Here is a 17,057-nt window from a genome sequence, read left to right as displayed (position 1 = left end):
TCTTCAACGCTTCAAACGCGCGCGCTGCAGCCATTGGGACCACCCTGTTACCGGCTGCAGCGGATCGATCCAGCCCATGGGCCAGCCCATCAGATGGTCGGTAAAGGCGGGGTTTAAGGCCGGGCTAGCGGTCGAGTGGTCACGAATGGTGGCAAAGGATTAATGGGTCGGGGCAACGGTTCAATTGCTGCACCAAGCACATTTCGTCACTAAGGGCGGATACCGGCCCTTCGCTGCGCTGCGCACTAGTGCCTGCTGTGCGGACCTAGCTGCTGTTCGCTGCAATTAAGAGAGATAGGGCTCTAACTTTGCGACCAATTAGAATTTTTATGTTTTTTGCGGTATGGGGTTTATCAGCCTGTAAAACGGCCCAAGGGCCCTGCGCCCGGTACACCCTTCAACGGTTTCGCTCCCATTGGTTGGAACTCACGAGGAAGGATCAAACACCAAGCGCTCGTATCCAAGAACTTGCAACACCGCAAACTTGTCTCATAATCACACCAACCAGATGAGATGGATTTCAACTTAGATTAAGAAGATACTGGCCCAAAAACACCTGCTTACGGATAGTTCAAAGACATGAAAAATTCATCCAGACCCCCTCTTTTGGCAGTTCTGATTGACGCCGACAACATCTCGGCCAAACACTCCACGGCCATGTTCGAGGAGATCGCCTCACTAGGCGAGGCCGGGATTCGCCGCATCTATGGCGATTTCGCAGGGGGTGGCCCGCAAGGTTGGACCAAGGACAAGCTGGCAGCACTGGCCATCGTCCCCCACCAACAGTTCGCCAATACCACCGGCAAGAATGCATCCGATATTGCACTGGTGATCGATGCGATGGATATCTTGCATACTGGCCGGTTCGACGGCTTTGTACTTATTTCGTCCGATAGCGATTTTACCCGATTGGCTAGCCGTATCCGCGAACAGGGACTTGACGTGTTCGGAATGGGGATGCGCAAAACCCCGGCTGCTTTCGTAAAGGCCTGCAAGCGATTCATCTATGTTGAAAACCTGATTTCCGAACCAACCAAGGCGAAGCCGAAGCCACAGAAGGACGAGGATGAAAGCCAAGCCCCCGCTCAGTTGGAAAACCCTACAAAGCTTGTAAACCGCGCGATGGACGCGATCAATCAGGACGATGAATGGTTCACACTGGGCCAGATCGGCCAGTACATCACTGCTGCTAACCCCGATTTTGACACGCGTAGCTATGGGACAGGGAAACTTAGCAATCTGATCGCCACACTGAAAACCTTTGAAACCAAACGAGGTGATGGCAACCAGATTTTGGTGCGCCGGATCGATTAGAGGTCTTTGCGCTTTGACAGAACCAATCATTGTCGGCGCAAGTTTTCCTTGCCATTCTGCTGGCTGAGATCCTCGCGATGGCAGCGTAGCCGCTGAGAATAGCAATCGGCCCTCAACCATAAACAACAAATTCAAGGAGGAAATAAATGTCAAACCATGGTTATGAGGCTGGACGCCTGAATCTGCCCTTTGTTGGCATCTCAACCTTTGGCAAAAAGGAATACGTGTCGGATTGGGACAAGATTGATGCCGATGTTGCAATCCTCGGGGCCCCTTATGACTTTGGATGTCAATTCCGGCCCGGGGCACGGTTCGGACCGCGAGCAGTCCGTGAGGCATCGACATTGTTCAGCTTCGGTCACGCCGGTGCTTACGATCACGAGGATGACGCCACCTACTTGGGCAGCGATGTACGTATCGTCGATATCGGCGATGCAGACATTATCCACACCAAGACCCGAGAAAGTCATGCGAACATCGAGTATGGTGTAAAGAAAATCCTCGACGCGGGAGCGCTGCCGGTGACCATTGGCGGCGATCATTCCGTCAACATTCCCTGCATCAACGCCTTCGCCGAGGATTGCGCCGAAAAGGGTCCGCTACATGTAATCCAGATTGATGCGCATCTGGATTTTGTCGATGAGCGCCACGGGGTCACGGTGGGGCATGGTAACCCGATGCGTCGTGCGATCGAAAAAGACTATGTCGCGGGCATGACGCAGCTGGGCATCCGCAATGTGTCTTCGACCGCGAAAGAGGGCTACGAGGATGCCCGCGCGCGTGGGTCTGACATCCTGTCAGTGCGTCAAGTGCGCACATTGGGGACAGCGGCCGTTCTCGAGCGCATTCCGAAAGGCGCGCGATACTATGTAACCATCGATATTGACGCGTTTTGTCCATCGATTGCACCCGGCACAGGCACGCCCAGTCATGGAGGATTTCAATATTACGACGTGCTGGAAATCCTTCAGGGTCTAAGCAAGCACGGTGATGTGGTGGGTATTGATTTGGTAGAGGTCGCCCCCGCCTATGACCCGTCAGAAAGTACGCAGATCCTGGCGGCTCAGCTGTTGCTGAACTTCATCGGATTTATTTTTCACAACAAAAAGCACGCTCTCTCCCACGGTTGATCCATTCTGAATTGGCCGCAAATGTTGCCTGCAAGGAGCTTTCTTTGCGGCAGCGGTTTCCTTTCCTAGCACACGGCTGACGTCTCATTGAAGGGTGCCGATACTCAGAATGCGTGCCTTGCGGTGACAGGGCGGCTTTAAGTAATATCCCACCGTCTAACCATTGGCCCGACACCAGTTTTCAGAACTTTGCGTCCATATTGGTTGCGATGCAGCAATTGTTGCTGTGCAGAACTTGTCAATTTGATCTCAATCCTGCCATTCGCCGCATGCGTCACGAATGGCGGCAGTGGGCCGTTCGCTCCAATTGGATCAACATCAGTGAATGACTGCAAGTCCCCTCATAGCTGCCGTTGACGGGGGTTAGTTGGACACATCTCCGCAATGTCAGCTAGCTGCATTTTCGCGTCCTTTGTGCATAGTGCAGCATCGGACACTAAGGGCGGTAAGGAGCCGTTCGCTGCGCGTCGCACGGACGACTGCTGTGCGGACAAGCTTGAGGTGGAGTTTGGCAAGGCGGGGACCAAGAAAGTGGTGGCTGCCTATGTCTTCGTCTGCAATGACATTCCGTTTTAGCGGCAGGGGGATTAGATCGCATCGCGATCCGCCCCCACCGCGCCTGATCTCGATTTGCCCGAAGGTTCTGCAGATGCCTACGTGGCTTCTAGCTGAAAGCAACTAAAATAATACCCAGTGCCAATAGGCAGGCCCAGCCGATCCGTTTCAGGAAACGTGGCTCCTTGAGGATCACGGCGGCCATGATCACTGAGATTGGAATCGAGGCCTGACGGACCGAACTGACAGCAGCTGTTTCAGCACCCAGTTGAAAGGCCTTGAGGATCAAAAGATAGGAGACATAGGAAGTCGCCCCGGCAAACAGAATTCGCCACGGCGCCTGCTGCCAGCCTCGGATCACGCCCCAAAACGGTTCGGACAGATGCCGGTCCTCCCAGGATCGCGCCGCAGCGAGCATCAAGGTGACCAAGATATAGGTAGAAAAGAGGAACGGGGCAGCGGCCACGTCTTGCATCGCAACTGCGTCTGCCAACGCATAAACCGCCGAGGCGATCATTGCCATCACCGCAAGACCAAACGCTTTGGCATCCTCCAGCAGGCCGCCGGGAGGTTTTTGAATCCCGAGACCAGCCAGGATAATCAAGCCAACACCCGCAAGCGTAATCCAGGCGTAGCTTTGCCCAAGAAACAGCCAGCTGATGATCACAATGGCAATCGGCGAGGACCTGATGATCGGATAGTAGACTGACAAATTGCCCCTCCGGACCGCCGCCAGAGTGCCGTAGTAGTAGAAACCGAGACCCAGCGCCGATAGGATGACCAGAGGCCAGACCGACAGTGGCAGGCGCAGGCTTTGGCCGCTAAGGGTCGCCTGTGCCCCAGCAAAGATTACCCAGCTGAGGCAGACCCCGACATAGCAAGAGACCGGGTGTGCCACTCCCTTCAGTGTCAGATCGCGAAACGGATGAAGCAGAGCCGAGGCTAAGACGAGAAGAATCCAGAAATTGTCCATGTCTTAGCTCCGGAAAATCGCACCGCGATTTAGGAAGGCATCGACATGGACTGTCATCTGGTCGCCGTTCAGCAGCACAACGCCATATCCCGGGGGCTCGGAGCTATAGGGTGTGCCGGTGCTTGCGGGGATCAGCGGGATCTGATGGTTCAGGCTGGGGAGCGAGGTGAAGGAGACCCCGTTCCATTGCACATATGTGGTTCGATGTACGTGACCATAAAACACATGTCGGATGTTGCGGCCCTGTTTCAGAACGTCGGCAAACTCCTGATGCTGTACGAGTTTGATGTCGTCGACGAAAGTGATGCCGATATCAAATGGTGGGTGGTGCATGAACAGGTAAACAGGCGTGTCCCCGGCATTGATCAATTGGGTCCGCAACCAATCCAGACGCTGTGGGCACAATTGCCCCTCATCTGGGTTGGCGCCGTCGCTGGTGGTGTCCAGAAACAGGAACAGGCTATCCTCTGTTTGGTGGCTATGCTGGACGAACCCATTGTCGTCACGGGGATGATCGTCAAAGACGCTTAGGAAAACAGATCGATCATCGTGATTCCCGACCATTAGAAAGGTCGGGATGGAAAACCCGGCCAGTTGCTCTTTCAGCCAGGAATAGGCTGCTGGGTTGGCACGATCTGCCAAATCGCCGGAAATGACGCAGAAGCTGGCGTCGCTGTGCCACTGCTCAATATCCTTGAGACAGTGTGAGAGACGGGCCGAAGGGTCGGAACCGGCCAGCTCAGCGCCTGAAGGGGTGAGGTGCAGGTCGGTAAGGTGGATGAGTTTCATGACAATGCCGCGTTGCTGAGAGGGGCGAGCCCTCGGTTGAGTATTGCACAATAAAACGCGAGATTTAGGCTTTGATGTGCGACTTGCGACATGTGCACGCGAAAAGCGGCACAATTATTGTATCGGTACAAATGCACTGAAAAATTGTAGGATTAGGGACTGTTGACATTCACCTTGAGTGAATGATCGTTGCCGCGATTGAGATTAAGGCTTTGACACTCTGGTTTGCTCTGCAAGAGCGCTTGGCTATCTCTCTGATTTTCTTCAGGTTGCCGAAGTATTTTTCGATCAAATGCCGCCATTTGTGGGTTTCCTTGTCGAACTCCGCTGGAACCTTCCGGGTGGGTTTCGGTGGCATGACGAGGATGATGTCACGATCCATCAGATCATTACGTAGCCAATCTGCATCAAAGGCCCTGTCTGCCAGCAAGTGCACGGCGGACACCTGGTGACTTCGCCGAGATGAAGTAAGTCGGCACCCGTCAATATGAAAAACTCGCTCGGACAGTTCTCTCTTGAATGTCTGAGTGGGGTTATGAATGGCCTTCGCGCATCCAAACCTCTGTTCAAGCAGCGACATCTTCAAATCAGTCAAAAAGGGCTCTGACCAGCCATTCGCCGCAGTGGTCATGAACGGCGGCTCAGGGCCGTTAGCTACCTATGGGCTGATCTCTGAAAGGGTTCTTTGCGCCATGATCACAATTGGATTTGTCCCTAGCAGCTTTGCCCGCCGCGCTCAGCCATCGTTGTCCCTTTCTGCATCAAAACTGGTGATCAGGGTGCCGCCCAGACGATGGGTGACCTGCGAGACCAGCCACTGGCCGGTCAGGGCCGGGTGGATGCCCTGCAACTCGACAAAGCCCTCGGCCAACAGGTCACCGATAAACCCAGCAAGCTGGATCGATATCTTGCCGCTGGCGCGTTTGCTACGCTGCAGGGCACTGTCGGCGGCGCGTTGGGCCTCACCTTGGCTGGCATGGCGGTGGCGTAGCTGAAGAAGCGGCTCTTTATCACCGGCGCTGACCTGGTTGACCGAGGCCGCGCCCAGTTCGGACCATTCGGCAATGACCTTGCCGTACTTTCCCCGGCCGGTCACTTTCCAGTTGGCCCGGCTCATCTGCGCCAGGGTAATAACCGGCACCGGAAGGTCAGTGCCATCAGCCGCTTTGCCCTCGCCACGTTTGACAAAGACCAGCGCACCGCCTGCCGGTTTGGCGGTGGCATCCAGATCGAGCGCTAAACGGGTCAGGAAGTTCAGATCGCTTTCGGCGGTCTGCGCCAGGTAGCCGTAAAAGTAGGCTTTCAAACTCTCTGAAACGGCGGTTTTAAGACCATTTTCACCGGCGAATTTGGCGACGATGTCCTGGACAGCGCCCACCTGGGGTAACTCGATGCGGTTGTCCAGAGTGATCTGCACCGGGCCGGATTTTTGCCCGGCCTGCCCAGTCAGAACGCGGTTGACCAGGCGGTCCTTGAATAAGGCGGCTTGGCCACGGTCAAGCTGACTGCGTGTTCTGGCTGATCTAATCCACCGCACCAGGTTTCAAAGCCCTCTGGTGCACACATTGCCTTGCCATAGTGTGTCCGCGCAGTCCCCGCTGGGCGGGTCCGGATAGAGCAGCGCGGAGCCGGTCATAGCGGGTGATGAACTCAGCTTGCCCCCTAGAGGTCAGAACCGAGAGGCAAAGAGTGCAGACAGGGTCAACGGGCAGGGTCTTAGGTTGCTTCAGATCGCAGCCAATTGCGCACGGCGACATCGGTAACGCAGAGTTTTCGGGCGATTTGCACCGTCAACAGGCCTTGGGCTTTATAAGCGAGGGCGCGCCACTTTTTAGCCAGAGGGACGCGAGGCTGTAACCGGTCAGATATTTCCGTCAAGGCCTTGGCCTTATCATACCCCAGTAGGGCGACCACGCTAGAGCGGGTTTGCGGGTTGCCCGCAATATAGATTTCGGTGCCGCCAAAGGCTTCTATAAATCGCAGGGTGTCGTCCAGGCCCAGGACCTCGAAGTAGGGTTCGACCTGTGCGGTTGGTTTTGGATGGGGCAGGTCAGAAACGGTCATGACGCGGCCCCTTTGAAGCGGCTCATAGATAGGGCGGTCAAGGGGGGGAGGGGGCGGTCGCCCGGCCCCTGTCCGTTGTCATCGGGCCAGAGCTGGGCAGTCTGGGAGATAAAGGCGGTTTGTGGGGTTTTACTCATGCAGCCATTTATGCAGAAGGGCAAAAACGCAGACACCCACAACTAGTTGTGGGTGTGGCGGCTCATGAGATTTGATCAGGTTGGCGGGGATTTACGCACCGGTCAATCCCGGCGGATGGCGGCCTCTTCCAGCCAGTCTTCCAACTCGGCGACGATATTGCTTTGGTCTTCATCAGACAGGCCGATGAACGGGCGGGCTGGGATTGTGCCCCAGGGGATTGAAGAGCCGTTTGAAGCCTTGCCAAAAGCGCCCTTGGCTGCTCCGAACTGCATCACGGCGGCTTGAATGGCGTTTGAACCGTATTCAACCTTGTCCTGGTCGGCCTCATAAAACAGGGTGTTGCGCATATCTCCCGAGACATTCAGCGGTGCGCCAAAGGTTAGCCCCAGTTTGGCATAACGGTCCAGAGTGGTCTGCGTGCGTGGGGCAAAAGGCGTGCCGTCGGGTTGCTCGCCGTCGCGCACGCGGTCCTGGGCCGAGACCAGCAGCAATTCGCCAATGGCGTCCATCACCGGGGTCATATCGCTCACAGCCGCAGCTACCGCAGCCAGGGCCGGGTCCAGAGTGTCGGTGTTGTACTCGATGCTGGCCATGGTAATTCTACCTTTGCTGTTGTTGCTGGCATCAGGTCGCCAAGCTCTTTGGCTGAAGCCGCCGGTTTTTCTCATTCGTAAACGATACGACTCTCACCGCAAATGAGTAACGAGCGAGTGGATCGCAGCCAGTCGCTGCGATGATCACAATTGGCTCGATTGCGGACAATGCCCTTGCTTATTGTCATTGGTCTACAGGAGCGAACGGTCCTAACCGGTCATTGGTGCCAAACACGTCTAACGGCGGTTATCAGCCCTTCTACGACATTCGTGCCGGGTGCAGCATGACGCGGCATATGGGGCACTAAGGGCGGTAAGGAGCCGTTCGCTGCAGCGTGCACCGACGACTGCAGTGCGGTGTGTTTTCAACGGGTCGATGCAACACTTTAGTATTTTTAGAAATATGGAGTGTAGATCATTGCCTATCGTCGACGGATATTTTTCACGGATAAGCAGAAGTCAGAGATCTGGCATCGAAATCTGATCTGATCTGCGAAATGCTGGTATGCTGAAAGCAGGTAAATTGGGTGTCTTTGGTGCGGTATGTCCAGTTATGTTAAAGGTGAGGCCAATCAGGTTAAGAATGATTGCAGGGCAACGGCAGAATACCATTTAGTACACCAATGCGGAGGCTGCCTTGTGTCCGAAATATCAAACATCGCCCTGGGCTACGATCAGGACCCATCGCGATCCAAATCCCTAAGTTCTGATGCGTATACGCAAGACAAATGGTTCGATGCTGACCTGAAACAAGTCATTGGCAAGACGTGGCAATGGGTCTGTCATGTGGAAAAAACACGGGAGCCAGGATCCTACGTAACCGCGGAAATTGCCGGTCACCCCATTGCAGTTGTGCGTGACAGGGATGGCACGTTGCGGGCCTTTTACAACGTCTGCAAACATCGGGCGCACGAGCTACTTTCGGGCGAGGGAAATACCACGCGGATCATGTGTCCCTACCATGCATGGGTGTATAAACTGGACGGCCAATTGGCCCGCGCCCCACACACAGAAAACCTTAAGGACTTTGTCACTGGTGACATCTGTTTAGACCAGGTCATGGTTGAGGAGTTCTGTGGCTTCGTATTCGTCAATCTTGACCCCAAAGCCTCCTCCCTTTCCTCACAGTCGGATAATCTGGAGACGGAAGTCCGCCACTGGGCACCAGATGTTGAGCAGCTCACCTTTGGCCATCGGCTGACCTACGAGATCAAGTCAAACTGGAAGAACGTCGTCGACAACTTCCTTGAATGTTATCATTGTCCAACAGCTCACAAGGACTTTTGTGATCTGGTCGACATGGACACCTACAAGGTGACCACCTACGGCATTTACTCCAGCCATATGGCGGATGCTGGCAACGGTCCAAACAGCGCTTATGACGTCTCAAATGCGACGGTGAAAACCCATGCGGTTTGGTGGCTGTGGCCCACCACATGTTTGATGCGTTATCCAGGGCGGTCCAGCATGATTGTGCTGAATATTATCCCTGTCGGCCCAGACCGCACCTTGGAAACCTACGATTTTTTCCTTGAAACCCCCGAGCCCGATGCAACAGAGCTGGATGCGATCCGATACCTGGATGAGGTTTTGCAGGTAGAAGATATCGGCTTGGTCGAAAGCGTGCAACGGGGCATGAACACGCCTGCGTTTACCCAGGGTCGCATTGTGCATGACCCCGACGGATCGGGGAAATCGGAACACGCAGTGCATCACTTCCATGGGTTGGTTCTGGATGCCTATGGCAAGAGCGCGCCACTGACCGCGTCCAACGGAGACCGCAATGAGACTTGAAGGTAAAATCGCTCTGGTGACCGGCGGGCGGGGTGGTATCGGACGGGCAATCGTCAGCCGGTTCGTGAAAGAAGGCGCGACAGTCTATGCCGCAGACTTGACCCCGCAAGGATCGCTGGCAGGTAATGACGATGATGACAGCATCTTCATCAAGCTGGATGTAACGCGCGAGGGTGACGCCATTGCTGCAATGGGCCGTGTCATGTCCGAGCAGGGCAAATTGGACATCCTGGTGAACGCTGCGGGTATTGAAATCGAAAAAACCGTGGAAGAGACGACTCTGGACGAGTGGAACCAAAGCTTTGCGGTCAACGCCACCGGCACCTTCCTGACCTCCAAATATGCGCTTCCTTTGATGCGTGAAGCGGTGAAATCAGGAGTCACGGCCAGCCTGATCAATTTTGGGTCTTATGATGGCTTTATCGCGGATCCGGGATTGGCGGCCTATTGCGCCACCAAAGGGGCTGTCCATGCGCTGACGCGCGCGATGGCCTGTGACCACGGCCCCGAAGGGATCAGGGTCAATGCGATCTGCCCGGGCTACATCGACACCCCAATGTTGCAGAGCTTTTTCAAAGGTGATGGTTCAGGTGGCGGCGGTGGCGATATCGGAACCTTACAAAAAGCAGTGCGAGATGTTCACCCAATGCGGAGCTACGGAACACCCGAGGATATCGCCAATCTGGTGAACTGGCTGGCATCGGACGAAGCACGTTATGCTTCTGGTCAACTTTGGATCCTGGATGGGGGGCTGTCTGCACAAGTGCAACAGATGAAACTTTAATGTCAAAATCTATCATCATCACCTGCGCCCCGACAGGTGGCATACACACGCCGTCGATGTCTCCGCACCTGCCGATCACGCCTGCAGAGATTGCCACTGCGAGCATTGATGCGGCAGAGGCCGGGGCCTCCATCATTCATCTTCATGCGCGGGACCCGGAAACCGGGAAGCCGGATCCCAGACCGGAACTTTTCAAGCAATTCCTGCCTGTCATCAAGCAATCCACCGACGCGATTATCAACGTCTCGACCGGTGGCGGTCTGGGCATGAACATGGATGAACGGCTTTTGGCCGCAACATCGACCAGCCCCGAGATGGCATCGCTCAATATGGGGTCGATGAACTTTGGCATTTTTCCGATGCTGCAAAAATACACCGAGTTCCAACATGATTGGGAGCGGCCCTTCCTTGAAATGACCGAAGACTTCATCTTTCCTAACACCCTCAAAACAATCAAGTATGCCTTGCAAACACTGGGCGAAGGTCATGGCACCAAGTTTGAATTTGAGTGTTATGATCTGAGCCACCTCTATAACGTCAAATGGTTCGTCGATCAGGGCCTGATCAAGGCTCCATTTTTCATCCAGATGGTTTTTGGCATCCTGGGCGGTGTTGGGGCTGACCTTGATAACTTGATGCATATGCACAAGGTCGCCGATCGCCTGTTTGGGGCCGAAAATTACGAATGGTCGGTGCTGGCCGCTGGACGGCAACAGATGCCATTTGCGACCCAAAGCGCAATGCTTGGCGGTAATCTGCGAGTCGGGTTAGAAGACAGTCTGTTCATCGGCAAAGGGGAACTGGCCACCTCGAACGCTCAGCAGGTTCGCCGGATCAGGGAGATCATTGAAAATCTGGGGCTTAGTGTTGCGACTCCTGCGGAGGCACGAGAACGACTGGCACTCAAGGGCGGTGATCAGGTTGGGTTCTAACAAAGGGGACAGCATGAAACGGCTGGCGGGAAAACGGGCGTTTATCACTGGCGGACGCCAAGGGATTGGTCGCGGCATCGTAGATGCCTTTATCTCTGAAGGGGCCGAGGTCATTACCTGTGGTCGCGGCCCTAAGCCTGAAGGCTTGGACGTGGATTGGGTGTCAATGGATGTATCCAATGCTGTAGCTGTTGCGGCAGCTGCGCGGACCCTGGGAGCGCTGGACATCGTGGTGAACAACGCAGGCGTGCAGGTTGAAAAGACGGTCGTTGACAGTACAGATGATGACTGGGACGCGGTGATGGGCGTCAACGCCCGTGGCGTTTTTAATGTCTGCCGCAGCCTTATTCCTCAAATGAACACGGGTGGATCCATCATCAACATTGGGTCTATTTCCGGCAATGTCGCCGACCCTTCTATGGCGTTGTACAATGCGTCAAAAGCCTTTGTTCATGGACTAACACGGTCGATTGCGGTCGATCATGGCCCCACCATCCGCTGCAACGCGATCTGCCCCGGATGGATCGAAACAGGAATGTTGGATGCTGGATTTGATCTGGCAAACGACCCTGAACAGGCCAGAACAGATGCGCTTGCGCGCCACGCGACCCGCCGTTTTGGAAAACCTGCCGATATTGCGTCTATGGCCGTCTGGCTCGCCTCTGACGATGCCGCTTTTGCAACTGGGCAGCTCTTTACAATTGACGGCGGCATGACCGCAGCGTCGCCACTTAATCCAGGACTATTCTGATGACCAATTTCGCACATACTGCCACACTTGGTGCCGGAGTGATTGGGGCCAGCTGGTCCGCATTGTTCCTGGCTTCCGGCCGCAGTGTCGCCGTGTACGACCCCTCGCCAACGGCTGAGAAAATGGTGCGCGACTATGTTGAAAAGTCCTGGCCCATATTGGATCAACTGGGACTGACAAAACACGGCACGCCCAACGCTATAACCTTTCATACGTCGGCAAGTGAAGCCGTCGATGGTGCAGATTTTGTTCAGGAAAGCGTCCCAGAACGGTTACCAATTAAGCATGCCCTTTATGCGGAAATTGAAAATGCACTTTCGGACGATGCAATCGTCGCGTCCTCTGCATCTGGTCTGACATTGTCTGAGATGCAGGCGGGCTGGGCCGATCCTAGCCGTTTGGTTCTTGGACATCCGTTCAATCCGCCTCATCTGATCCCACTTGTTGAAGTCATGGGAAACGAGGATACGGCTGAGGGCGTTGTTGCCGAGGCCGAAGCGTTTTATCAGGCCGTCGGCAAGGTCACTATTCGCGTCAACCGCGAGGTTCCTGGCCATGTCGCCAACCGTCTTCAAGCTGCGGTGTGGCGGGAAGCCATTCACTTAATCTCAACAGGCGTCGCCTCTGTTGAAGATGTCGATACCGCGATGTGGGCCGGTCCAGGCTTGCGATGGGCCGCTATGGGGCCAACAATGCTATTTCACCTAGGGGCTGGTGAGGGTGGTTTGACAGAATTCTGCGAGCGCTATTCCGACAGTTTTAATAGGTGGTGGGATGATCTGGGAGAGCTTCACCTAACGCCGGAGTTGGCTGAACAGCTGGTTGCTGGTGTTACCCTTGAGGCAAATGGGGTTTCTCCATCTGACCTCTCAGTGAAACGCGACGCGATGTTGGCTGCCATGCAAGTGGCGACAGCCAAGTTGCGCTAAGCATTTTTGGGGCTGTGCATCGGCCAGGCCCGGAATTCAAATGGAACCCGGCCTTCAATCCGGTCTTGTTTAGGTGGAAGACCAAAGCGGCCACGATATGCGCGACTGAAGTGGACCTGACTGGCAAACCCAGACGCCACCGCAACCTCGCTCAGCTTCATTTCAGTCTGGGTCACCAGCCCTCGGGCACGATCCAGCCTGATATCGCGAAAGTACAACACTGGGGATTTTCGGACGTATTGTTTGAACAACCTGCCAAGGTGGCGTTGGGATACCTTTAATTGGGCGCAGATGTTCGGGATCGAAGGCGGATCCTCCAAGTTGGCTTCCATCAGATCAATGGCGCGACGCACAACGCTAGGCGTTATTTGTCCAAAAGGTTCTAAGCTGTTCGGATTTTGAGATGTCTCAGGTCCCCGCACGTGATGATGGAACAGGTATCTGGCGGTGGCATTTGCCAGACCTTCCCCACCGATGTCCCGCAAGATATGCAATGCCAGATCAACCGAGGCCAATCCACCGCAACAGGTCAGCCTATTATCGTCCACAACAAAAAGGTCCTCGGTGACCGTCACATCTGGAAACAGCTCAATCAGAGCATCGATGTGCTCATAGTGGACCGTCGCACGTCTGTTGCTGAGTAAACCTGCTCTGGCAAGAATGAATGTACCGGTATCCAGGGCCCCTAACTTTGCGCCGTCGCGTGACCACCGAACCAGTGCCTTGGTCACCTCAACTGTGTGGTGGGTTTCCGGAACCCAGCTTGACGACACAAGGACCAGATCAGGTTTTGAACTCAGGGTAGTGGCAATTGAATTTGTTGAAATGGACAGGCCATTGCTTGTTGGCGTTTCATCTCCAGTTGAAGAAACCAACTGCCATCGGAAACTTGAATTACCCGTCAGATAGTTGGCCACTCTGAAAGGGTCGAGAAATGCGGTGGTTGTTGCCAGGTTAAAGTGAGGCGTGACCAAAATGAGCAAGTCAAAGGTATCAGGATTTGATGCGTTCATGGCCGCAAACGTATATTTTAGGGCCGAAAAAGTAAACTCGGATGGCGTGTGACAAGTTGGAGGTGCCAGCAATATCATCATCTTGACCAATCGTGCATTGTCCGAAGACACTGGCTTGACGCGATCGTTAGAAAATCAATGGGCACAAGCTCCTAAAACTTCCCTGAACATGGTCACTTTTTTCATCGTTGTCAGGATTGCTGACATTGGCTGCGATGCAGAAGATCGGCAAAGTGGGCTCGTTCCTGCCGTTCGCTACAGCCCGTACGAATGTCGGCTTCTCTAATTGGGTGTTTGGGTCAAGATCATTTTCGTTCTTTCTTTTGGGTCATTGTCACTCATCCGGGTCACGCTTCTCTCCGCAGTCTGGTTGATGCCATGTTGGCACTGCGCCTCGGCGCAGGGATTGCCATTTGCTGTCCAACGGTCTCGTCAGATTACTCAATGGGTCAAGATGCGCAGCTTAGGCATGAAAATGTCGCATCCAAGATAAGACCTATTGCCAATTTTGCGCATTTTGGGACATGTCGGTTGAAACTGGATCGGAGATTATCACATGGCATTGCTTTTGGGGGTAGATACTGGCGGCACCTATACCGATGCGGTGCTGATCCGCGATGACAAGACGGTGGTGGCCTCGGCCAAAGCACTGACCACGCGGCAAGATCTGGCTCTGGGCATAAGCGAAGCCATTCAGGCGGTATTGCAACACTCCGGCGCGGCCCCACAGGAGGTGTCGATGGCGGCGCTGTCGACCACATTGGCCACCAATGCATTGGTGGAGGGCCAGGGTGGCCGGGTGGCGCTGATCTACATTGGCTTCAAGCACAGCGATCTGGACCGGCATGGGCTGTCTGAGGCATTGAAGGGAGATCCAGCGCTGATCCTGGGCGGTGGCCACGACCACGCAGGGGCAGAGCTCAGCGCGTTGGATGTGGCGGCCCTGCAGCGCTTTTTGCAGAACGAGGCCGCAGGGGTCACGGGTTTTGCGGTGGCGGGTTTGTTTGCCACCCGAAACCCGGCACATGAGCTGGAGGCGGCTCGGATTGTCGCGGCGCACACGGGGGCGCCAGTCACCTGTTCGCACCAGTTGTCTGCCAAGCTGAACGGACCAAAGCGGGCGTTGACGGCAGTGTTGAATGCGCGGCTGATCGGTATGATCGACAGGTTGATCGGCCGGGCGCAGGACACATTGCAGGACCTGGGCATCGCGGCGCCGATGATGGTGGTGCGCGGCGATGGCGCCTTGATGTCGGCCAAACAGGCGCGCGGCCGGCCCATTGAGACGATCCTGTCTGGGCCGGCCGCCTCGATTGTTGGCGCGCGTTGGCTGACCGGAGTAGACGACGCATTGGTCTCTGACATTGGCGGCACCACCACCGATGTGGCGGTGCTGCGCGGTGGCAAGCCGACGATTGACCCGGCCGGCGCCCGGGTTGGCGGCTTTCGCACCATGGTCGAAGCGGTGGCCATGCGGACCACCGGGCTGGGCGGTGACAGCCAAGTGCATGTCAATGCCACAGGGATGTCTGGCGGCTTGGCGCTGGGCCCGCGCCGGGTGTTGCCAGTGTCTCTCATCGCGGTCGACGCCGCCGAGGTGGTGCATGCGGCGCTGGACCGACAGTTGAACGCGCCGCTGCCTGGTGACTATGATGGCCGGTTTGTACAGACTCTGAAGGGGGTGGAACCCACCGGGCTGACAGACCGTGAGACGCGGTTGTTGCAGCGGATCGGCGATCAGCTGCATCCCTTTGCAGATGTGCTTCGCAACCGGGTTGATCAGGGCGCATTGAGCCGGTTGCTGGATCGTGGGTTGGTGCAAGTGGCCGGGATCACACCTTCGGATGCAAGCCATGTGTTGGGGCGGCTGCATTGCTGGGACCGGGAAGCGGCGGAAAAAGCACTGACGCTGTTTGCCCGTCGGCGGATTGGCAGTGGCGATGTGCTGGCTGCCGACGCGCTGGGCTTGGCGCAAATGATTGTTGATCAACTGACAGAACAAACCGCGTTAACCCTGTTAGAGACCGCCATCGAAGAAGACGCCGAGGATTTTGGCCTGCCCGCCGCGAAGCTGGCGCGCCATGTTCTGATGCAGCGTGGCCTGGCTGGGCATCGCGGGCTGCTGGCGCTGGATGCGGCGCTGAACATTGATGTGGTGGGGCTGGGGGCTTCGGCACCGGCGTATTATCCGGCGGTGGGCGGGCGCCTGCATTGCCGGATGATCCTGCCGCAGCACGCCGGTGTTGCCAATGCCATTGGTGCTGTTGTGGGCCGTATCGCCATGCGGCGCAGCGGCACCGTCAGTTCGCCCGCCGAGGGCCGCTTTCGGGTGTTCCTGGAAAGTGGGCCTCAGGATTTTGACGATTCTGATTCTGCCTTGGAAATGTTGGAACACCTCCTCTCCGAACAGGCCCGTGACGCCGCCGGAGAGGCCGGAGCCGAGGATATTCACATAGAGGTGGAGCGTGACATCCGCACCGCCCAGGTTGAATCGCGGCAGGTGTTTGTTGAGGCGGTGCTGACGGTCGAAGCCAGCGGTCGCCCGCGGGTGGCTCTGGGATAATCACGGTGGTCCAGCCGCCGCCGAACCTTTTTGATGCAAAAGACTTTTGGTCACTGGTGGTGGCCCCTGACCGGGGTGGGAAACCCGGCGGTTGTGGCGGCGGGGTCTGACTGGCGCTGGCATATCCGTTTTCCAGCACGCCACCCTTGCCGGTAGATTTTATTCTTCCCGTTGGCGCTTAGCTCTGCATCGCGAAGCGAAGGACAAAAACCCTATGACTATCGGAGCAGATATCGAGACGCCGGACTCGTCTGGATCAGATGTGGTCAGTGCGCGCAGGCGATCCGACGCCGGTACTGTAACCTGAAGTCTGGAAATTTTGTTGGAGATTGCGCTGTGAGCCCCTGCTGGGGCATGCCCCAGCAGGGGCTCACCAAACTGGTATTCCACGGAGTTGCAAAATCAAACATGGAGAACCGAAAATGGACAGGCAAATCAGCCTATCTGCAGCCGGATAATCCAGCCGCTTCGTGGTGCAGTATTCCACCGGCGTTCTCACCGATACCTCGGTGTTGAACTGGAAGACGCTCTGGCAATCTCTGAATCAGTTGAAATCTAGTAAGTTGGGCCGATCTCATGGTCGGCCCGCACCGGACCATCATGTAAGCCGCAGAGAACTACCGGATTCAGTTACGTTTGAGATCAATGCTGCACCATGCACATTTCGACAATAGGGCCGGTTTCCGGACCTTCACTGCGACCGGCACTAATGGCAGCATTGCGCAGATACCGACC

General features: G+C 55.8%; 15 protein-coding genes. 8 read left to right on the top strand and 7 right to left on the bottom strand.

The features are described from left to right. Nucleotides 1–579 precede the first annotated feature (579 nt). Both QPJ95_RS21480 and speB read left to right on the top strand, forming a co-directional pair. Nucleotides 580–1,314 carry an NYN domain-containing protein gene (locus tag QPJ95_RS21480; RefSeq protein ID WP_270920565.1) on the top strand — a complete coding sequence of 245 codons (735 nt, stop codon included), beginning with the start codon at nucleotides 580–582 and terminating at the stop codon, nucleotides 1,312–1,314. A 146-nt stretch (nucleotides 1,315–1,460) separates the two neighbouring features. Further along, entirely contained in the window at nucleotides 1,461–2,444 is a 984-nt protein-coding gene (speB, locus tag QPJ95_RS21475) for an agmatinase (protein WP_270920566.1), read from the top strand. 664 nt (nucleotides 2,445–3,108) lie between these two features. Here the strand turns inward: speB and QPJ95_RS21470 are convergent. The 6 genes from QPJ95_RS21470 to QPJ95_RS21445 form a co-directional block, all read right to left on the bottom strand. Next, nucleotides 3,109–3,972 (bottom strand): EamA family transporter, encoded by an 864-nt coding sequence (locus QPJ95_RS21470; protein WP_270920567.1) that lies wholly within the window; start codon nucleotides 3,970–3,972, stop codon nucleotides 3,109–3,111. 3 nt (nucleotides 3,973–3,975) lie between these two features. Next, entirely contained in the window at nucleotides 3,976–4,761 is a 786-nt protein-coding gene (locus QPJ95_RS21465; protein ID WP_270920568.1) for a phosphodiesterase, read from the bottom strand. Nucleotides 4,762–4,930: 169 nt separating this feature from the next. Next, nucleotides 4,931–5,392 (bottom strand): hypothetical protein, encoded by a 462-nt coding sequence (locus QPJ95_RS21460; protein WP_270920569.1) that lies wholly within the window; start codon nucleotides 5,390–5,392, stop codon nucleotides 4,931–4,933. Between the two features lie 105 nt (nucleotides 5,393–5,497). After that, nucleotides 5,498–6,298, bottom strand: a complete 801-nt coding sequence (locus QPJ95_RS21455; protein ID WP_270920570.1) for a contractile injection system protein, VgrG/Pvc8 family — start codon at nucleotides 6,296–6,298, stop codon at nucleotides 5,498–5,500. 179 nt (nucleotides 6,299–6,477) lie between these two features. Further along, nucleotides 6,478–6,825 (bottom strand): helix-turn-helix domain-containing protein, encoded by a 348-nt coding sequence (locus tag QPJ95_RS21450; protein ID WP_270920571.1) that lies wholly within the window; start codon nucleotides 6,823–6,825, stop codon nucleotides 6,478–6,480. Nucleotides 6,826–7,064: 239 nt separating this feature from the next. Then, nucleotides 7,065–7,556 carry a phage virion morphogenesis protein gene (locus QPJ95_RS21445; RefSeq protein WP_270920572.1) on the bottom strand — a complete coding sequence of 164 codons (492 nt, stop codon included), beginning with the start codon at nucleotides 7,554–7,556 and terminating at the stop codon, nucleotides 7,065–7,067. A 639-nt stretch (nucleotides 7,557–8,195) separates the two neighbouring features. On the opposite strand from QPJ95_RS21445, the gene QPJ95_RS21440 reads away from it, so the two are divergent. From QPJ95_RS21440 to QPJ95_RS21420, 5 genes are read left to right on the top strand one after another with little or no spacing between them, the layout of a single operon-like run. Continuing rightward, a complete protein-coding gene (locus QPJ95_RS21440; protein WP_270920573.1) occupies nucleotides 8,196–9,350 on the top strand; it encodes an aromatic ring-hydroxylating oxygenase subunit alpha in 1,155 nt (384 codons plus the stop codon). Continuing rightward, a complete protein-coding gene (locus QPJ95_RS21435; protein WP_270920574.1) occupies nucleotides 9,340–10,134 on the top strand; it encodes an SDR family NAD(P)-dependent oxidoreductase in 795 nt (264 codons plus the stop codon). The genes QPJ95_RS21440 and QPJ95_RS21435 overlap by 11 nt, the downstream gene beginning before the upstream one ends. Next, nucleotides 10,134–11,066 (top strand): BKACE family enzyme, encoded by a 933-nt coding sequence (locus QPJ95_RS21430; protein ID WP_270920575.1) that lies wholly within the window; start codon nucleotides 10,134–10,136, stop codon nucleotides 11,064–11,066. The genes QPJ95_RS21435 and QPJ95_RS21430 overlap by 1 nt, the downstream gene beginning before the upstream one ends. Nucleotides 11,067–11,079: 13 nt before the next feature. Further along, on the top strand, nucleotides 11,080–11,817 hold the full coding sequence (locus tag QPJ95_RS21425; RefSeq protein ID WP_270920576.1) for an SDR family NAD(P)-dependent oxidoreductase: 738 nt from the start codon (nucleotides 11,080–11,082) through the stop codon (nucleotides 11,815–11,817). Continuing rightward, on the top strand, nucleotides 11,817–12,746 hold the full coding sequence (locus QPJ95_RS21420; RefSeq protein ID WP_270920577.1) for a 3-hydroxyacyl-CoA dehydrogenase NAD-binding domain-containing protein: 930 nt from the start codon (nucleotides 11,817–11,819) through the stop codon (nucleotides 12,744–12,746). Before QPJ95_RS21425 ends, QPJ95_RS21420 begins: the two co-directional genes overlap by 1 nt. Here QPJ95_RS21420 and QPJ95_RS21415 read toward each other — a convergent pair. Next, complete coding sequence (locus QPJ95_RS21415) at nucleotides 12,743–13,840, bottom strand: GlxA family transcriptional regulator (RefSeq protein ID WP_270920578.1); 1,098 nt, start codon at nucleotides 13,838–13,840, stop codon at nucleotides 12,743–12,745. The genes QPJ95_RS21420 and QPJ95_RS21415 overlap by 4 nt on opposite strands. Nucleotides 13,841–14,315: 475 nt before the next feature. Here QPJ95_RS21415 and QPJ95_RS21410 point away from each other — a divergent pair, with 475 nt between their 5' ends. Beyond that, nucleotides 14,316–16,322: a hydantoinase/oxoprolinase family protein gene (locus QPJ95_RS21410; protein ID WP_270920579.1), complete on the top strand. Its 2,007-nt coding sequence runs from the start codon at nucleotides 14,316–14,318 to the stop codon at nucleotides 16,320–16,322. The last annotated feature ends 735 nt before the right edge of the window (nucleotides 16,323–17,057 follow it).

It is taken from the genome of Parasedimentitalea psychrophila (assembly GCF_030285785.1).
In the GTDB taxonomy this organism is placed as follows: Bacteria; Pseudomonadota; Alphaproteobacteria; order Rhodobacterales; family Rhodobacteraceae; genus Parasedimentitalea; species Parasedimentitalea psychrophila.
This window is presented reverse-complemented; position numbering and strand designations above follow the sequence as displayed.